Source organism: Bacteroidota bacterium, assembly GCA_016706865.1.
GTDB lineage: Bacteria > Bacteroidota > Bacteroidia > Chitinophagales > BACL12 > UBA7236.
Genome location: JADJIS010000003.1, coordinates 1,620,930 through 1,640,650, shown reverse-complemented (window position 1 = coordinate 1,640,650; position 19,721 = coordinate 1,620,930). Strand labels below are relative to the sequence as shown.

Annotated in this window: 15 protein-coding genes; 8 read left to right on the top strand and 7 right to left on the bottom strand. The window is 36.4% G+C overall.

Translation table 11 applies throughout. From position 1 onward, the window contains the following. Positions 1–162: 162 nt before the first annotated feature. Together IPI31_16485 and IPI31_16480 are read left to right on the top strand one after the other, a co-directional pair. Positions 163–2,988 (top strand): T9SS type A sorting domain-containing protein, encoded by a 2,826-nt coding sequence (locus IPI31_16485; protein MBK7569420.1) that lies wholly within the window; start codon positions 163–165, stop codon positions 2,986–2,988. Positions 2,989–3,391: 403 nt separating this feature from the next. Further along, the gene (locus IPI31_16480) at positions 3,392–3,841 is read left to right on the top strand and encodes an FAD-binding domain-containing protein (protein ID MBK7569419.1); all 450 of its coding nucleotides are present in this window, start codon (positions 3,392–3,394) and stop codon (positions 3,839–3,841) included. A 71-nt stretch (positions 3,842–3,912) separates the two neighbouring features. Here the strand turns inward: IPI31_16480 and IPI31_16475 are convergent, their stop codons facing one another. The 6 genes from IPI31_16475 to IPI31_16450 form a co-directional block, all read right to left on the bottom strand. Beyond that, positions 3,913–4,788: a T9SS type A sorting domain-containing protein gene (locus IPI31_16475; protein MBK7569418.1), complete on the bottom strand. Its 876-nt coding sequence runs from the start codon at positions 4,786–4,788 to the stop codon at positions 3,913–3,915. A 1-nt stretch (position 4,789) separates the two neighbouring features. After that, positions 4,790–7,300: a T9SS type A sorting domain-containing protein gene (locus IPI31_16470; GenBank protein MBK7569417.1), complete on the bottom strand. Its 2,511-nt coding sequence runs from the start codon at positions 7,298–7,300 to the stop codon at positions 4,790–4,792. Between the two features lie 376 nt (positions 7,301–7,676). Beyond that, positions 7,677–8,429 (bottom strand): ATP-binding protein, encoded by a 753-nt coding sequence (locus tag IPI31_16465; protein ID MBK7569416.1) that lies wholly within the window; start codon positions 8,427–8,429, stop codon positions 7,677–7,679. A gap of 62 nt (positions 8,430–8,491) precedes the next feature. Next, a complete protein-coding gene (locus IPI31_16460) occupies positions 8,492–8,806 on the bottom strand; it encodes a hypothetical protein (protein ID MBK7569415.1) in 315 nt (104 codons plus the stop codon). After that, complete coding sequence (locus IPI31_16455; GenBank protein ID MBK7569414.1) at positions 8,785–10,011, bottom strand: IS21 family transposase; 1,227 nt, start codon at positions 10,009–10,011, stop codon at positions 8,785–8,787. The genes IPI31_16460 and IPI31_16455 overlap by 22 nt, the downstream gene beginning before the upstream one ends. Before the next feature lie 337 nt (positions 10,012–10,348). Next, positions 10,349–10,546 (bottom strand): T9SS type A sorting domain-containing protein, encoded by a 198-nt coding sequence (locus tag IPI31_16450; protein ID MBK7569413.1) that lies wholly within the window; start codon positions 10,544–10,546, stop codon positions 10,349–10,351. Between the two features lie 80 nt (positions 10,547–10,626). Here IPI31_16450 and IPI31_16445 point away from each other — a divergent pair, with 80 nt between their 5' ends. The 5 genes from IPI31_16445 to IPI31_16425 all read left to right on the top strand — a co-directional run bounded on the left by IPI31_16445 (position 10,627) and on the right by IPI31_16425 (position 18,038). Next, positions 10,627–12,297 (top strand): DUF4139 domain-containing protein, encoded by a 1,671-nt coding sequence (locus tag IPI31_16445; protein MBK7569412.1) that lies wholly within the window; start codon positions 10,627–10,629, stop codon positions 12,295–12,297. A 241-nt stretch (positions 12,298–12,538) separates the two neighbouring features. Further along, the gene (locus tag IPI31_16440) at positions 12,539–13,171 is read left to right on the top strand and encodes a hypothetical protein (GenBank protein ID MBK7569411.1); all 633 of its coding nucleotides are present in this window, start codon (positions 12,539–12,541) and stop codon (positions 13,169–13,171) included. Positions 13,172–14,184: 1,013 nt separating this feature from the next. Continuing rightward, positions 14,185–14,892, top strand: a complete 708-nt coding sequence (locus tag IPI31_16435; GenBank protein MBK7569410.1) for a hypothetical protein — start codon at positions 14,185–14,187, stop codon at positions 14,890–14,892. A gap of 110 nt (positions 14,893–15,002) precedes the next feature. Continuing rightward, positions 15,003–15,347 carry a transposase gene (locus tag IPI31_16430; GenBank protein MBK7569409.1) on the top strand — a complete coding sequence of 115 codons (345 nt, stop codon included), beginning with the start codon at positions 15,003–15,005 and terminating at the stop codon, positions 15,345–15,347. Between the two features lie 294 nt (positions 15,348–15,641). Further along, positions 15,642–18,038 carry a T9SS type A sorting domain-containing protein gene (locus tag IPI31_16425; GenBank protein MBK7569408.1) on the top strand — a complete coding sequence of 799 codons (2,397 nt, stop codon included), beginning with the start codon at positions 15,642–15,644 and terminating at the stop codon, positions 18,036–18,038. Between the two features lie 141 nt (positions 18,039–18,179). On the opposite strand, the gene IPI31_16420 is transcribed toward IPI31_16425, so the two are convergent. Further along, positions 18,180–18,599: a nucleoside-diphosphate kinase gene (locus IPI31_16420; protein MBK7569407.1), complete on the bottom strand. Its 420-nt coding sequence runs from the start codon at positions 18,597–18,599 to the stop codon at positions 18,180–18,182. Positions 18,600–18,688: 89 nt separating this feature from the next. Here IPI31_16420 and IPI31_16415 point away from each other — a divergent pair, with 89 nt between their 5' ends. Beyond that, positions 18,689–19,702, top strand: a complete 1,014-nt coding sequence (locus tag IPI31_16415; protein MBK7569406.1) for a bifunctional oligoribonuclease/PAP phosphatase NrnA — start codon at positions 18,689–18,691, stop codon at positions 19,700–19,702. Positions 19,703–19,721 lie beyond the last annotated feature (19 nt).

Here is a 19,721-nt window from a genome sequence, read left to right as displayed (position 1 = left end):
AAAATGTGACTTATATTCATTTTTTTTAAATTTAATAATCATTTTATTATTGATTAGGTTTGAATTCATTATTTTTTTTAACAAACAAAAACCTTACACTATGAAGTCTTCTTTCATTTGGAGAATGGTTTTTAAAAAAACCGTTTTCATGGTTTCTACCTGATGCTTACTTTAACTCTTTCTTGTGCATTCGCAGTAGAAGGAGAATCTTTAACTACTAATTATAGCAATGGGAGGGGCAAGGTTGAATATGACGTTGTAAGAGAAGATACAGTTATTTATTCGGTAGGTGATACTGTAGAAATTTATACTTCCGGGCTGGATACAACTTATGTAACATTTGCAGAAGAAATACCTGATTCTTTATTGGAAAACGGATGGGTGATAAATAATCCTTACAAACAAATGGTGATAGAACTACACCATCAGAATGCCCCAGTTAATAATGGTTTAATTGGCATCAATTTAACTGATTTTTTTGAACCTTTAAAAGCTCCAGAGGGTGAGAACGCGGATTATACCTTTGCTCCCGATCCTTGGCAAGCAGTATCTGATCTAGCACCAAAAACTGTTAGAATATTCAGCGGCGCAAACGCAAAATTCATGCATCCATTAGGGTCATATGATCCAATTGATGATATTACGTATGGAGGTTACGGGTATAATTGGAAAGAAATGATTTCTTACTTTGATGTTACAGATAATGCGATGGATGCTCCTGAAATTACACCTGGAGTATTAAATTATGATTTAATAGCATCACAATTAGAGGATTTGGAATGCGATGGTTGTGAAATTTGGATAGATGATAAATTAATGGGGCGTTTCCAAGATTTATATGTAAAATGTTTATCGCAACCAACCTTTGATGCAACTGACACTGCATTTGATACTTATCCAGAGCAACCCTTATATATCAATGATTTTGCAAGACTTATTGAAAAAATTGAAACAGCTAATATTGGTCACATTGTGGATGTTATCTATTGTGTAAACATTGAATCTCAATCAACTACTGAACTTCTTGATGTGATTGATTATTTGCGCATAACAAAAGGAATTAATTTGATTGGTTTGGAAATGGGAAATGAAGTTGGTGGGAAGTTTGGGGAGAAAGTAATGGGTTTTGAAAATTTTGAACGTTACTGGAGTTATATTAATGGTGATAATTATGATGGACTTATGGGTGATTATGATTCGGATGACCTAGACGATGCATTAGCGTCTGATGTGCAAAGTGATCATGATTTTCTTGGTGCAATTAAAAATAATAGCGCCTATTATTTTCTGAAAATAGGTTTGCCTGCAGAGAACACACCTGATTGCGGGGCACTTTACGATTTTGGATTATTACCACCGTTTCAAGAAGAAAACGTAGGCAGGGATATAATTGCAACAATCCCTATATTAACGGATCCTGATCCTGGTGTTGATGATGCGGATGAAGATTGTGAATGCCTATATCCTGATTGGAACGTTGAACTGGCTGCAAAGTATGGGGAGCTTTCTACTTATGAAAATTATTTATTCGATGCTGTAATATTTCATCCTTATTATACAACTACAAATAGTACAGCAACTTGTGAAGATAATTCTAATTGGAGGGATATTATGTTACAATTACATCCCGATTTTGTAGTTGATGATAATTCAGATGACCCTATTACCTTAAATTATCAGATTACTGATGGTGAGTGGACATATTCTACAGTCGATCCCTATTTGGAGGACATCTTCAATCAAATAACCGGTATTCCGGCCGATGATCTCAAGCCAGGGAATTTTAAAGAATTTACACGCGACAGAATTGATATTTCATTTACAGAACATGCAAATCAAATGCTTTTTACTGACGATGATGAAGGTCCTGAAACAAAGGAAATATGGTTGACCGAATATAATCTGGATGATAAAGTAATTCTCCCTGACGGTGCTGCTGCTGCTGCCAACGAAAAACAATTCCAGCCATTTGAATCAAGTGTGGCGAACACTTTTTCTCATGCTGTCATGTTGCAGAATTGGTTCCTATATAACATTAAGGTTAATTATGATCCAGACTACAGCCCACTTTTTTTAACCAGAGCAACTGTTCAAAATATGCTAGGCGGTAGTAAAACCATGATTATGACAAATAGCAGTGAATCAGATCAGGATGCATTAGATGAAGCGGCTTGTGGAACAACGCAAGAAAGTCCATTTTTTCTTAGAAGAGCAACATATTTTGCGGCTCAATTATGGCGGGTAATTAACGATAATGACCTTAGATATCTTAAAACCGAAACTACAATGGCCACTTTAAATGATAATGTGGCACCGACAGTATTTATAGATGATGATCCGCTGGATCCAAAGTTATTTATTATTTATTCTAACGTAACTGATACCTACCAGGATTTTTATATCCATCCGGGTGATGTTGTGGAAATATTCTACGAGACCGGATATCAGGCAATATTAGATACTGATATTGACGCATTAATTCTAGATGCCGACAGGTTATACTCAACAGCCGGGAGAAATACACTTTTTGATATTAATGAAGATTATAATGATTGCACAAACGCATCGGATAATGAAAACATATTTGAATTAACGGAATTAGTACCTTATGCACCAAATCATTCTTGCCCTGGCGCCTTTGATATTGCCTCACCAAATGGAGTGTGCGTTCGATTACCTGCAATTTCGATGGGCTATTTTGTAATTCCAATTATACTAGATGAGTTAAGATTAGGAGCTGTAACTGACAACTACTCTATTTATCCTAACCCATCTCCGAATTATTTTATAATTCAACAAAAAAATGCGGATAAAATCGAAATTTTAGATGTTGAAATTTTAGATATGTTTGGTAAATTAATTCAAAATGTATCTGTGCAAGACGGTCAGACAATTGATATTACACAATTGGCTGTAGGAGCCTACAATGTGGTAATTAAATCGGATGGGCTGACTAAAGAAACGGAATCGTTGATTAAAATGAAATAATAAAGAATTATATTTTGTTAAAGCATTGAGACCCGCTGCAATATCCAGCGGGTTTTTTTATTATTTTATTTTGCGGTGAATTTAAGCAAAAATAATTAGCTAATTTAAATGTATATTTAAAATAAAACAATAAAATCATAATTGAACTATTTATTTTCCTACAAAAATATTCAAGTTACTAGGATCATTCCGCTTTGGTATCCTGGATATTGATGGGTTATTAAATTTCTATTTATTTGGAACGGTACTTAGAATTTTATGGAATTTCCCTTTTTCCCACATCCTACCTCCAAAACAAACAACAATGAAAAATATCCTATCCATCCTTTTTACCTTATAATTCTTTCTGCATATGCTGGTGATCCCATTATTGTAAGCGCACAAGCGGCCACAATACGACAATATTCCCTGGCGAAATAATGAAAAAGAATTTGAACTCTGGTGCGCAGGAAAAACAGGTTACCCCTTAGTAGATGCTGGTATGCGCGAATTAAATGCAACAGGTTTTATGCATAATCGTGTGCGCATGATCGTTGCAAGTTTTCTCACCAAACATTTATTAATGGATTGGAGAAAAGGAGAGGCCTATTTTGCAGAAAAATTGCTGGATTACGATCTCGCCAGTAATAACGGCGGATGGCAATGGGCCGCAGGAAGCGGGGTGGATGCTGCACCTTATTTTCGAATATTCAACCCTTATGAACAAACAAAAAAATTTGATCCGGAAGGAAAATACATTCGACATTGGGTAGCGGAGTTTGATTCATTAGAATATCCGATGCCGATTGTTGATCATGGGTTTGCGAGGGGGAGGTGTTTGGAGGTTTATAAAAGGGGGTTGCAAAATGGTTGAAGGTGAATTTGCAATGTTTAAATTAAAAGGGGAAGCCTGATTGAAGCAAAAATCAATAAAAGCATCTTGCATTAGTTTATAAAAACCTTTTTTGTATACTTTTTTTCTTCTGAAATTAGCTCTACAAAGTAAGTCCCTCTCGGTACTATCAACGCTATTTCTGTATATTGATTTACTAGTTTGTCCGAATAAACTTCTTTCCCAGTTAAATCATACACGTGAATTTCAAGGCCGCTAATTAATTCATTCAGATTTATATAAATCGTATTTTCAAAACTATATACTATAGCATTTAATGTATTCAATACCGCAATTCCAACAGTTGTTGTATCGCCAATCGTATCACCTGCTAAAATCCCTATATCACATTTTGTTTCATAGGCGTAGTCTTTTACAATTAATGTTCTTCCCTCATCCATCACATCACAGCGAATCCATCCATAATGCAGACAATTTTCGCCATCAAAAAATCTTACTCCCAAGTAATGATCGAGCATTTCAGGGTACCAATACCCTCCTTCATCAGTTAAACTTACATCAACAAAATAAGTTCTAAAAGCCAGCCTTTGCAACATAACGTTCTTAAAAGGTAATGAATTGTCAATTAAATTTGACTGAGACAATGCATACGCATAAGCAATCACGCCAGCGCCAAATGATGTAGTTGCAGCAGCTACCGAATTATTACTGGTATTGGGTCCGATCCAAATTCTTTGTTGAAAATCGAGATCACCATAATACGTGAAGGTATCAATCGACCAATTTATTAATACAAAATCAACAAAACCATTACTATCCATATCAATCAATTCTGCTTCGAAATGGGAATCTAAAACCACATCGGGATCAAGATCGGTGTAAACACCTTGACTAAAACCATTTTGGCCCCGAATAAATACAATTGCAAAGGTTGAATACTGGATTAATTTCTTTCTGGAGTATTTCATACTATATTTTAACAAAAGAGTTTACGAATTTTAAAAAGTTATCATTAATAACTTCAACACGATAAAATCCTACAGGTAGTTCGGAAACATTAATCGTCATGTCTTCGCCTATTTTTTCTTCAATCCATAACTTACCATCTGCGCTAAAAATTCTAATTTTACAGTCTTCTGGAAAATCTTCAGTGAGTTTAATAGATAGCTCATTATTTGTTGGATTCGGATACAATAATCCTTCCACCTCAGGATTCACTGTTTGATGCTGTGTTAATTTCTCCGATGGAATAATCTCAAGGGCAACTTTGATATATCCAAACGAATATTTAGGAACGGTCAAACAATCTCCCGTTGGTATTTCACCACATTCCGGATCGTAAGAAGTGCCATCATAGGAGGTATATGGTGGAGTAACATTTTGAAAATTCAAATACTCAAGAGGGAAAAGGTTGTCCACTTCGTTATAACAAGTATTCATATTAAATAAAATCATTTTACCACCGGAAGAATAAGGTTGGTTCGCAGTAACGGAGAATACTTCTGAAGAGAGAACATTTATTTCTTCTGCATCAAGATATGATTCAAGTCCAGTCGTCTTTAAAACGTAGGATTGAGATTCATCCTTTAAATTCGTATAAAAAATATATAAATTCTCACCTGATTGGTCTATAAAAACTGTTGGTTGAACATTTGGATTTAAAATATTTATAGTGAAATTTGTTTTAACATATTTCAAATTTTGCCATGAAATATCCTGAAGTAAACTAAACACATAATAGTTAGTTCGCGGCAAGTAGTACCGTCTTTCTTCATCATCCCAAGGTGACTCAAACATTCCATATTCAATTAATTCACGGTCATGTGCAGGACTGAGCATAGCACTCCATGCGCCGCCACCTATATTATGCATGGCTGCAATAGTAAAAAAGTTAGGTCTATAATCAGTGTCAAAATTCATCTTTATATTCTTAAGGTACCACTCAAAGTCAAAAATGCCTTGAATAAAAGTGTTTGAATATGTACGTAAAAGATTGTCATCATACAACTCATCACCATCCGAATCTTTATAGTTCCATTCCGTTGTCCATAATTCTTTTCCACCAGATCCAGTTGCCAAATCAAAATCCAGATCCTCACTCCACCTGAGGTAAGATTCTTTAAATTCTGTAGTTACAAAATCCTTAAATTTTACTTTCATAAAATCAAAAGCATCATCGAGTCGCTCGTCATATTCATCGTATTCCCAATTTCCTCCAAAGTCTTCATCTTCACAATCAAATATTGCTGCGTCAAAAAAAGTTGCAAGTTCCGTTTTATAGTTAAAAGTCTCATAATAAGGATGTATGACGATGGCATCGAATGCTCTTCTACTAAATGCTGTACCAGAAATTGGAATGAGTGCATTGTAATAAGTTCGTAGAACAGAATTCCAATCGCTCGAAAGCGGCATTACATCAACTATATCAGTTACAGCAAGAGCATAATCAGTTGATCCACCTGGGTCAGGATTATTAAAAGCTACTAATCCAACTTTAACAGTAAAAGACGCATCACCTTTGAACGCAGTAAAAAAGTCATGATCGGATTCTATATCACCTTCCAAAACATCATCTATGTCCCAACCTGTTACAGCATCACCATTTAAGTATTCCCAATACTTAGAGAATGCATTAAAGCCCATTGTATGTGCATAAAAATTAGCATAACATTCGTTTCCCATTTCTACCCCAAAAACTTCTAAGTCATATATTGCATTATCACGCAGGTAATTAACAATCGCCTTGCATTCAGCAGGTGATTCGCTTATTATATTTAAATCAACAACCACCTTTACCCTCAACCCTTCATTTTGATCTTCTATATATTCAACCAATCGAATAAAGTGATCAATATAGTAATCAGTTGCACCTAAAGATAATTGTTCTAAATAATCATCTCGAAAAGTAATAAAATTTTTACGATAATCCGCTGCTATCCATGTAACATCAGCAACACCTTGTGTTAATGGATTACCAAATACATCAATATCAGCTCCGTAGTGATCGGTATAATCAAAATATCTAATTAATTCGTCAATATCGTATCCATAACCGACTGAACGAGTAGATGGAGGATCAGAAGGAATTATGGTATGTAAAAGATGCATAAATTTACTATCCTCACCACCGGGAAAACGTAAAACTGTAGGGCGCAATTCAGACAATAATTCCCATTGATCCTCACCATAATCTCCATATGGCATCGTTTGAGGTTTAAACATTCCTGCAGTATGGACTCCATGTAAACCAGGATTTACCTCTTCAATAAACCCTGTTGGAGATATTCCTATGAATTTTCTCGCTAATTCATCACCAGGCATACGCGCTTCAATTATATTAGTGGTATCCTCATATTCCAACCAAACAGTATCTCCGCCATCAATATAAAACTCTAATAGCATTGCTTCGGGATCTGGATCAATTTGAGTGTAAACAAGAAAATTAGATAAAAGGAATGGGATAATAATTAAATTTTTCATAACTAGTAGATTTAATCGTGAAATCAGCAAGTATTCAAAACATTTATGAAAATTATAAATGCTTTTAATCGAAACCAAATTTATTGTGTTATATTTTTGTAATTTGATGTAAATTCACTATTTATAGTGAATCCTAAATAATAGACACTTTGAGCCCAATACCATTTATTTACAAATGAAATATTTTAATGAACTAATGTAGAGCGAATTTTACAAAATGATATTGTGGTTTTTCCCACATGTTGTATCACAATCTTTTAAATGGATATTCCAACCAAACAGACCCCACTTCTGCAATCTAAACTGACCCCTCAAAGTTGCCTCTCATTTTTGATTTATTAATAATTGTTTTTTGCAATGTTTGGCTAAGTTAGTTTTAATTTTTTAAATCAAATTTTTCTTCCGCTTCCAGGTGTCTTTTTTTTCTTAATGATTCACCTTTCATTTCAACCCGATGTGCATCGTGCACGATCCGATCTAAAATTGCATCTGCAATGGTTTGTTCGCCGATGATATCATGCCAGCCACTTACCGGCACTTGTGATGTTATGATTACTGATGATTTTCCGTGCCTATCCTCAATGATTTCCATTAATGCTGACCTGCTTTGCGCATCAAGTGGTTGTATTCCAAAATCATCTATCAATAATAATTGTTGTTTTTCCATTTTAGACAGCTCTTTTAAATAAGACCCGTCTGCTTTTGCTATTTTCATTCGTGCAAAGAGTTTCGTACTGTGTTGATACAGAACCCGATAACCCATTGAACATGCCTGATGACCAATTGCTGATGCTAAATAACTTTTTCCGATACCTGTACTGCCGGTAATAATAATATTTTCATGGCGTTTAATAAAATTACAATCAGCCAATCGGTGTATTTGGTTTTTATCTACCCGATTATCATCAAAAGTAATTTGTTCGATGCTTGCTTTATAACGGAACCGGGCATCTTTCACTGTCCGATTCATTTTTCTGTTATGTCTATCGTCCCATTCCGATTCAATCAGATGAGTGACCATTTCATCCGAGGTAAACTTTTCGTTCTTACCTGATTCCATTGATAATTGGAAGGCTTGTGCCATTCCCAGAAGGCGCATGGACTTCATTTTGGTTAACATTTCCTGCATTGTTTTTTTTGTTTTTTTGATTTGATTAAATAAATAATTTTGATTTTTTATTTGCATTATTTTTATTGATAATAATCGCCACCGCGTATGTTTTCATGCTGTGGCATATTATCGGGGCCGGGTTCATCTGTATAGTCATCCATATTATTTTTCAATATATCATCAATGATCCCATAGTTGTAATAACCCACCTCTATTGCACGTCTGCATGCATTTATTAATCTTGCAGGTCCTACTCGTTTTGCAAATGATAAGATACCCGAACATGACTTATAGGATTGTTCAGGGTGTTGTCTTTTGGCAAGTACTTGCTCAATATATTTTTCCACAATTGGATCTATTGCTCGTGCTTGATCTAAAAAAAAGTTGGATTCCATTCTGTCAGATATCTGTGTTCGGGTGAGAGGTGTTTTGGATCAGTTGTGTATCGATGTGGGTTCAGCACTCTTTTGTGTGTTGCAATAAGTTCGTATTGTTGAAAGATTTCCACTAATGAACGGGAGTATTGCAACCTTAATTTTTTCCCGATCAATTCAAACGGTGCACTATAGTAATGCTGGTCTTCAGCAAGCCTTACATGACCATTCTTTGCCACAGTAACCTGGATCATTTTTCGCATTTCGTATCTGGAAGTGTTCAGCGGATCCAGTGTTGTTTTTTCAAAAGTCCATTGTTCTGTTCTTGAATAATTTTTTCCGGTAAGCAATCCATTATTTAAATCAGTGAGATAGATCCGGATCTGTTCATTGAGCAGGGGCAAAGGCAAAATACCGGTTTCATAAATACGGGTATAAATATCTTTATATACAATTTTAACCATATTCTCCACATGTGCTTTGTCCTGTGGCTTTCGGGAGCGTGCAGGCAGTACCGTAAATCCATAATGATTTGCAAAGGATTTAAAATTTGCATTTAATTCCGGTTCGTATTTATCTGTTTTAATTACTGCTGCTTTCAGATTATCTGGCACCAGTGCAGAAGGAACTCCATTAAAATAAATCAATGCATTTTCGCAAGCCAAAATAAATTCCTCACTTGTTTGATCCTGCATTGCTTCCACATATACAAACTGGCTCCAACCTAAAATAGCAACGAATATTTCAGCTTGTTTTATCTCTCCGGTTTCTGTATCAACATAAGGTAATTTAACTCCTGCAAAATCAACATAAGCCTTATCTCCGGGCTTGTGTTCAATATGCATACTGGATTTGCTTTTTTTGCGATATTGCCTGTAATAGAAGTAAAATCGTGACTCTTTATAGGTATCGGGATGTTCCTCCAAAAATCGACGGTACTGGATAGCAATGGTCATACCCCGCTTGCGTAACTGCTTTTCCATAATTGGAAAAAAATCGTACACCTGCTGTAATTTATTACTTGCAATAACCTCTTGTACGGGATTGAATATTTTATTTAACTCGTAGTCCGTCAAAAGAGAAAGCTCCTCCCAGGGCCTTTGTAATCGATGATAGGCATCGATATACAGCTTTACTGTGTTCTTGGAAATAGATAATCGGCCTCCGATCTTCTTTTTGCCCATTCGTTGCGAATAAAGCTTCATTATTTGTCTGATTGTGTTCATACTAATTGTTTTATTCGCCATGATTTATTAAGTTTACAGAATCGTCATAATACGATAATGCAAACAGTAAAAAATCACCGTGCTAAAACAGTATAATCAAATCAAAAATGCAGGGCCTGTCCAACATGAAACAGGTGGGGCCAGTTTGGATTGCAGAGATGGGGTCAGTTTGCTCCGCAGAAGTGGGGTCAGTTTAAATTGCTCAGGTGGGGTCAGTTTGACTGGAATTTCCAGCAAGTACAATCTATCTTGGTTACTAATAATATCAATCTGGATTAATTATTTTCTAAAAGCTGCAATATCAAACGATATTAGTATATTATTTAATTATTTCAATTTATCGAACTACAATTTTTTTAAATCCCACTTGATTATTAGTCGTAGTAATTCGAACGATATATATTCCCATCGGTAAAAAACAAATATCGATTGCTGCATTTTCTGCAACGTGACCCACGTAACAAAGCACGCCATCCATATTATATATATCTATTGCAATTGATGATTCATTGAAATTACTTTCAGGGTTTTTCAATGAAAAAGATTTCGCTATCAGTATAACCCTGTTTATGGAATCTGGATCTTTTCTTCATCCTACCTCCAAAACAAACAAAAATGAAAAATATACTATCCATCCTTCTTACCCTACTTACACTTTCCGTTTATGCCGGAGACCCTATTACAATTAGTGCACAAGCGGAGCGGGCTACTGTTTTTTTAAACGGAGCACAATTGTTTCACACAAAAACAGTTAATCTTCCAGCCGGAAATACTGATATCGTTATAGAAGGTATTTCACAATCTCTCGACCAAAACAGCATACAGGCTGGAGGTAAGGGAGAGTTTACGATATTGGATGTGCAATATCGTTTATTTTATCCCGAGCCTGTGCAACAAACAACCTTGCCGAATGATATTCAGAAAAAAATAAAATATCTGGAAGATTCTATTCTGGATATTGATTTTATTTTAAAAGATATTCGTCAGAAACGGGATGTGTTAAATGTGCAGAATCAAATGTTGTTGAGCAATAAAATATTACTCACGAATGGGGGAACGGATTCGCTACAATTATTACAACAAACAATTGAATATTACGATCTAAAATTAAATGCCATTTATTCCGATCTTTTAAAATTGGAAAGAAAAGAATTAAATGCAAATAAAGACAAAGCAAAAATGCAGCAACGCATGTATGATCTGCAAAATTATTGGGCACAACAAAATGCGCAGATATCTGCAATGGCTCCGGTTCCGCAAATAGTTGTTTCCGTTGCAACAGAAACTGCAATAAGTGCAAAAATTGAAGTGAATTACCTCACCTATAATGCAGGTTGGTATGCAACATACGATATCAGAGCATCAGATATCGGTCAGCCAGTTCAATTAAATTATAAAGCCAATATCTGGCAAAATTCCGGTATCGAATGGAAAAATGTAAAACTTACTTGTTCCACAGGAAATCCTATGCTCGGAAATACACTTCCGCAATTAACAACATGGTATGTAGGCTATTACCAGTATTATTATAACCGCGATTATGATGATGCAAAATCCGAATCAGCACCTTCAGCTACAGATGAGGTAGTATTAGGAGAAATTAATTCACTTGCAAAATCTAAAGCAGAAGTAAAAGATGCTACCTATGCGCATAATATCACCACGCAAACTCAAACGATTGCAAATGTGGAATTTGAAATAAATCAGACCTATAATATTCCTGCAGATGGAAAAGGACATCTTGTTTCATTGCAATCGAAAACATTGCCTGCTGATTATAATTATCTGATCGTTCCTAAAATTGAACAAAGTGCATTTCTGATTGCAAGAATTACCGAATGGGAAGGTGTGAATCTATTGCCGGGAAATGCGAATATCTATTTCAACAATACTTATGTAGCAAAAACATATTTAGATCCATTAAGTCTGAGTGATACTTTATCTGTTTCTCTGGGAAGAGATAAATCCATAGATGTTAAACGCACAATGGTGGCTGATAAGTCGACAGACAGAATTATCGGTGCAAACAATACCAAGTCCATGGCTTTTGAAATTTCTGTCAGAAATGGCAAACCAATAAATTTAGAAATCATCGTGATGGATCAGATCCCAATTTCGCAGGATGATGATATAAAAGTGGAACTTACAGAATTGGGCAAAGGTCTCCTCGACGAACTTACCGGTTTTGTCACATGGAGAGAAAAACTGAAACCGAAGGAAGTGTCCAAATTTGAATTGGAATTTGACATTACCTATCCCAAAAACCAGACTTTGAGTATAAATTGATAGTAAAAGGTGGATCAACGGGCATCCGCCGCGGCGGATGTCCGTATTTTAAGCCTTTCCCCACTTTTCAGAATTAGGATGTGGATAATACTGTAGAATAGTTCTACAGTTTGTATCTAACTTTGAGGCATAATTACCGAAAAACCATTAATAATTTGTTAATTAATAGAAACTATTTCAGGTTTTGCGGCGTTGTCAGGATATAGCATTAATTTTGTAAACTTAATCGCAAATCAGAAAAATGTCATTTACAACCAACCACACACATTTAAGATCAATTTTTGCCCTAATTTTAATCTCAACGCTTTCTTTTTCAGCTTTTGCTGGTAATAACTTCGGTAAATCGCCTTATCATAATGACCCAAACCCGATCAGAGTATACTATTTTGGATATAATATGATGAAACCCGGTTTTGGAATAGGAACTGAATTAAACCTTCTTTGGACCAAAATGGAAAAAACCGGTTGTAAAGGTTCAAGAATCAGCGATAGAAAATTATTGTTCGTTCCAAATCTTGGAATGTTTCAGAATGAAGCAAATTCTTCCAGTGTTTACGGTAACCTGGAAATAGATTATAAAGTAACCTTCCGCGGAGGAGTAACCTTTGAAATGTTTGGTGCTGCGGGATATGCGCAAATGTTAAGCAAAGAAGAGAGCTCAAATCCGGATGCAGTAAGCAAAGGTGTTTTAAGCACAGAAGCGCACAGCGGTTTTATGCCGGAAGCAGGTTTAGGTATAGGATATGATTTCCAAAAAGTGAGTGGCAAAGATTTTCCACTGGCAATTAATTTCAGAGCACTGGCTACATCTACAAATATTGCTGAGATGGATATTTTTCCTTCGTTTCAGACAGGTTTGATATATAGTTTCTGATCGAGTATACAAGAAATTTAAAAAGGGATGAGGATTTAGGTCTTCATCCCTTTTTTGGTGAGTAATGGCAGTAAACAGTCAACAGTGGGCAGTGGGCAGTTTGTAACATTGGTGATTTTCCCTCAGAATCATACATTTTCAACCCCTTCAACTCTCTCACCTAGTATCTGTCATAATCTGAGTATAAATGATACGTGGATTTCCCTCCGTACAGAACTCAGAACTCAGAACTCAGAACCCAGAACCCAGAACTGAAACATGTAGTGATCGACGCAGGAGATCTACTACATGTCAGAACTCAGAACTCAGAACCAGTCGCAGTCACAGTCTCAGTAAGCAGTTCGACGCGATGCAGGTTTTCCTCCGTACTGAACTCAGAACTCAGAACCCAGAACACAGAACCAGTCGCAGTCACAGTCTCAGTAGGCAGATCGACGGGATGGAGGTTTTCTTTCGAATTATATTTTTTCAACCCCTTCAACTTGTAGTAGTCAACAGTCAACAGTGGGCAGTGGGCAGTTTGTAACATTGATGATTTTCCCTCCGAATTATACATTTTCAACTCCTTCAACTCTTTCACCTAGTATCTGTCATAATCTGAGTATAAATGATACGTGGATTTCCCTCCGTACAGAACTCAGAACCCAGAACCCAGAACTGAAACATGTAGTGATCGACGCAGGAGATCTACTACATGTCAGAACTCAGAACTCAGAACTCAGAACCAGTCGCAGTCACAGTCTCAGTAAGCAGTTCGACGCGATGCAGGTTTTCCTCCGTACTGAACTCAGAACCCAGAACTCAGAACTCAGAACCAGTCGCAGTCACAGTCTCAGTAGGCAGATTGACGGGATGGAGGTTTTCTTTCGAATTATATTTTTTCAACCCCTTCAACTTGTAGTAGTCAACAGTCAACAGTGGGCAGTGCACAGGTGTTCGGAAGAAACTGAATCAACATTCCCTTTGTGTACAAACTACTTGTACATCAGCTAGTTATGTTAGATTTTTGAAATATGTTTATTGGCGACATATTAAAGGTGCTACCAGACTCTTTATTAGAAGAACTGGCCCTTGAGACCAGGGTCAATAAATATTCTAAAAAATTACAAGGCGAGATTCTTTTTAAACTTCTGATCTATAGTATTGTAAGTAATAAGGACAATAGTTTACGAGGCATGGAGTCTGCCTATGAAACATTGGCATTCAATGTTTTGAATCAGGAAGGAACGAAATCGAGTATACGTTACAGTTCGATCAGTGAACGTATAAAGACAATGGACTATCGATATTTTGAAAAATTATTTAATAAATGTGTTGAATTATATGGATCAATTATTGGCGAAGAACATTCGAAATTATTACGGTTTGATTCAACAATTATAACTGCATCCGGAAAGTTATTAAAATGTGGTTATGTAATAAAGGGTAGTGCTGCTGCCTATTTAAACCAGTTAAAATTTACAATTGGTTTTTCGGAAATACCCATTAGTGCAGATGTCTATAGTGGTTCCATACCTGTTCCGGAAAATACTGCACTTCGAGCAGCGGTTCTGGAGCACCAACCGTCGAATGAAAATGCGGTAAGAGTCTTTGATAAAGGTGTTTCTGGCCGAAATACCTTTGAAGAACTTTCTAAAAAAAAGATACCATTTGTCACTCTGTTGTTTGCCAATAGTAACCTTGAAATTATAAGTGAAAATTTTATCAAGGAAAAATTATAACAGAAAAACTGACCATCGAATCAGATTGTTGGGTTCATTTATTTAAAAGAAATGGGAAAACAGAAATACCATTTAGATGCATCCACACAATACAAAATAAAACCGGTGAAGTGTTGCGTTTTATAACGAATATCCCTGACCTAAGTGCGGAGGAAATTTGTACGCTGTACAAGCAACGTTGGGATATAGAAGTTTTCTTTAAATTTTTAAAGCAAGAACTAAATTTAAGCCATTTATTAAATCGAAGTGAAAATGGAATCAGAAGTATATTATATGTAACACTGATCGCTTCGATACTAATTATAGTATATAAAAAGACAAATGGGCATAAAGGATACAAAATAATGAAGCAACGCTTTGTGCAAGAAATGGAAAAACTAGTGGCTATAGACCTAGTTTACCTTTGCGATGGAAATCCTGAGAAGGCGAAAAAAATCCTCTTTAATACATCATGATGGCAATCTTCCGAACACCTGTGGTGGGCAGTGGGCAGTTTGTAACATTGATGATTTTCCCTCCGAATTATACATTTTCAACTCCTTCAACTCTTTCACCTAGTATCTGTCATAATCTGAGTATAAATGATACGTGGATTTCCCTCCGTACAGAACTCAGAACTCAGAACCCAGAACTCAGAACCCAGAACACAGAACTCTGAACAAAGATTTGAACAAAATCATAACGTTAATTTAAGCCTGAATCTTCTTTCAAAGCAGAACGATTAATTACCTTTGCACAAAACGATTTTGATGAAAAATTTTATACTTTTAGCGGCTGCAGTATTCAGCTTTTTTACTGTTTCGGCCCAATATCCACTGGTAGATATTTATGATCTTCAATATAGAGATGATGCCTCTCTTGCGGTGGAAGATGATCTTTCGAATTACAATGGAGATACTGTGAGAGTGCAGGGAGTTGTTTCTTTTAACCCTTGCGATTATGCATTGTCCAGCACGGGAAGCAGAATGGGAACATTTTTGCAGGATGAAGATGGAGGACCATTTACCGGAATCCATGTATTAATAGATTGGCCTGCGATAGGCTGGACCGATCTGGAGAGTTTGAATGATGCTACCTTATTTGTAGATAATTTTCAAGTTGGAAATATTGTGGAATGCACCGGAATCATAAATTCATTTGAAGGGTATACACAATTATTATTATTGCCGATTGAATCGGAAATTATTGGATTTTCTACCATGCCGACACCTACTGCAGCGGAAATTAGTGAGTTGATGATGAGTGATGGGGCGGGCGGACAAGTTATTAATACCCTGGAAGGAGAAAAATATGAAGGAATGTATGTGGAATTTACCGGTGTTTATGTTACAGATATAACACCATCGGGACTCAGATGGTTTTGGTATGTGCAGGATGTGGATGGAAATAAAATTCAGATCAGAGATATGAGCGGACATTTCCGCAACGATACCTATGATGATGAATGTAATATCTGGGCTGGTGGAGCAGCGGGTGAAACCAATACTCCGGATGCATATACACCTCCGGCTTTGGGAACAAATCTCGCTTATATAAGAGGAGTAATTGTTGAATTTACAGCCGAGACCGAATATGCGATTGCACCTCTGTCAATTTCTGATATTGGACCTGCTTTGGCATCACCACCCGTTATTACTGATATTACAAGAACTCCTGTGGTGGCTACATCTACAGAAACAGTTAGTGTTTCCGCTACCATTACTGATCTTGATGGAACGGTTGCGTATGCTGATCTTTATTACTCATACGGAATTGGCAATACCGGTTTCACGGCAGTTTCCATGTCGGATCTTGCGGGAGACACCTGGCAGGGAAATATTCCGGGACCCGGAGTAGACAGCACTTACGTCAATTTTTATATTTCCGCTACCGATAATGATGGAAATACAATAAATTATCCTTCACCAAGTTCACCTATAATATATATAGTGTATGATGATGGAATTACTTCGATAGTTCAGATCCAAAATTCCCCTTTCAGCACCGGAGTTTCCATTTGGGCCAATGATAGCATCGCTTCGATGAATATTCAGGCAATAGTTACCAGCACAACTCAAACTTACGACCTCGGTACAGTTGCGATTCAGGAAGGATCACAGGCTTATGAGGGAATTTTCATCAAATCCGGTCCGGGAGATGGCACCGATGTGCTTTTCCGTGGCGACGAAATTACGATCACCTCTGCCAAGATCATTGAAGAATTTGGCGTGACCAAACTTGCGAATATTACTTATACGCTCAATTCACAAATGAATGCACTTCCAGCCTTTGTAACAGGCCTAGATCCCTTGGATGTGGATGCTAAAATTTACGATGCAACCGAACCTTACGAAGGAATGTTGGTGAAGTTTGATAATGCATATGTAACGTCAAACAACGCGGATGAAGCCACAGGCGGGGCTTTTGGCGAATGGAGGGTGAATCTTTCCAATACTCCTGAGGTTGGAATGCGTTGCGATGATTACTCTTATGAATTGCCTTTCGAATTTGGTCCCGATACCCTGACAATGGGAGAGGAGCTTACCTATATTCAGGGAATCATGTATTTCAGTTTTGGAAACTGGAAGTTATTGCCAAGAGACAAAAATGATATAGAAGGATACCATACCACCTATCCAAACAGCATAGTTTCCTTTAATTTCACCTCCCCGATAGCAACTGGCATCATTGATCAAACAGCAGGAACCATAGAATTAGTGGTTCCGGAGGGTACTGATGTTACCTCTTTGGTTCCGACAATTGACATCACAGGTCAGTATGTTGATCCTGCTTCCGGAGTGGCACAAAATTTCAGTTCACCGGTAACTTATACCTCCTATTCTCCGGTAAATTTCACACCAAAAAGCTATGAAGTAACGGTTACTTTTCAATCAGGGATAGAGATGCAAAATCTGTCAGAAATACAGGTGTATCCTAACCCGACATCTGACTATTTGACTGTTGAAATCGATGCCTCAACAGCCATGCAGGTTTCTTTAGAAATAAAAGATCTTGAAGGTCGTAATGTGTTGACAATCAATGAATTATGCACTGTGGGAAAAAATAGTTTTGGATTTGATTTGAGGGCACTTGCAAACGGATTATATTTGCTTCAGATAAGTAATACAGAGAAAAGTGTTTCACGAAAGATAGAGGTTTCCAAATAGAAATTTTGCCATTGGAAACCTGTTTTGGTTAACCCGTTTCGGTTTAAAATCCGCAACGGGTTTTTTTTATAAATGAAGAGAGGTTTTAAATAAAAAATCCGGCAAAAAATATCTTGCCGGATCCTATTTAATTAATTAGAATTAAAATCTTTCCAACTTGCTAAAATGAAAATCGCATTCAATTATTGCATTTTCATCGGAGTCGCTTCCATGCACTGCATTTTCTCCTATGCTCGATGCATAAATTTTTCTGATGGTACCTTCATCTGCTTTTGAAGGATCAGTTGCACCTATAAGATTTCTAAAATCAACAACTGCATTTTCTTTTTCTAGTATTGCGGCAACAATAGCACCTGAACTCATAAAGTCAACTAATTCTCCATAAAAAGGACGCTCCTTATGTATAGCATAAAATTCACCTGCTTTTTCTTTGCTCAGTTTTGTGAATTTCATTGCAACTATTTTAAAGCCGGCTTCATTGATCATTTTTAAAATACCGCCAATGGAGTTTTTTCTCACTGCATCGGGTTTGATCATGGTAAATGTTCTATTTCCTGTCATAATTATATTTTTTTCGCCCGCAAAGATAGGTATTATGTGTTTGCATTTTAATAAAAGTCAAAAAATGAAGACCTTCGCACTACAAAACAATGAAAGACCTAAAAGAGTTATTCGAATATCTTAAGCAACCGCGACGAATTGTGCTTATACCTCATGAGCGTCCCGACGGCGATGCAATAGGTTCGGCGTTGGCAATGAAAATGTATCTCCAGAAAACGGGTCATGTTGCAGATGTAATAGCTCCGGATGATTTTCCCGATTTTTTGAATTGGATGTCGGGCAGTGATACTGTTTTTATTCATCAAAAAAAATCAAAGACCTGTTTCGCAGTTTTGGCTAAGGCGGATTGTATTTTTTTTCTAGATTTTAATGCTATGAAAAGGATAGAGTCGTTAGGGGAGGATATTAAAAAACTCAATCATCCATTTGTAAGTGTAATGATAGATCATCATCGGGAACCGGAATATTTTACCGATTATGTTTTGTGGAATGATAAAGCGAGTTCAACGGCAGAGCTGGTATATGAATTTATTGGTTTAGCAAATGGTTTGGAATACATGGATGAAAAAATTGCATCCTGTATATATGGTGGCATGGCTATGGACACCGGAATATTTCAATATTCAAATACTACCGCAAAGGTACATCTTGTAGCTGCTGCCTTAATGGAATTTGGTATCAATATTGAAGAGATACATAATAATGTATACAATCAATATGGCGAGAACAGAATGCGATTCATCGGATATTTGTTATCGGAAAAAATGGTTGTGCTGCCGGAGAATAAAACTGCGTATATGAGTATATCCATGCAGGAGGCAGAGCGATATAAGTTAAACAACGGTGATAAAGAGGGAATTGTAAATCTGCCACTTGCGATGAAGAATGTGGAAATATCAGTTTTGTTTACGGAAGATAAGGGTAAAATAAAAATATCTTTTCGCTCTAAGGGTGATATGAATATTGAAGTATTGGCGCGTAATTCTTTTAATGGGGGAGGACATAAAAATGCATCCGGAGGTTCGTCAAAAGAATCATTGGAAGATACTATTAAAAGATTCGTATCACTGCTTCCCGAATATTTAAATTCACAAAATAAATAATATTTATAAATTCAAAAAT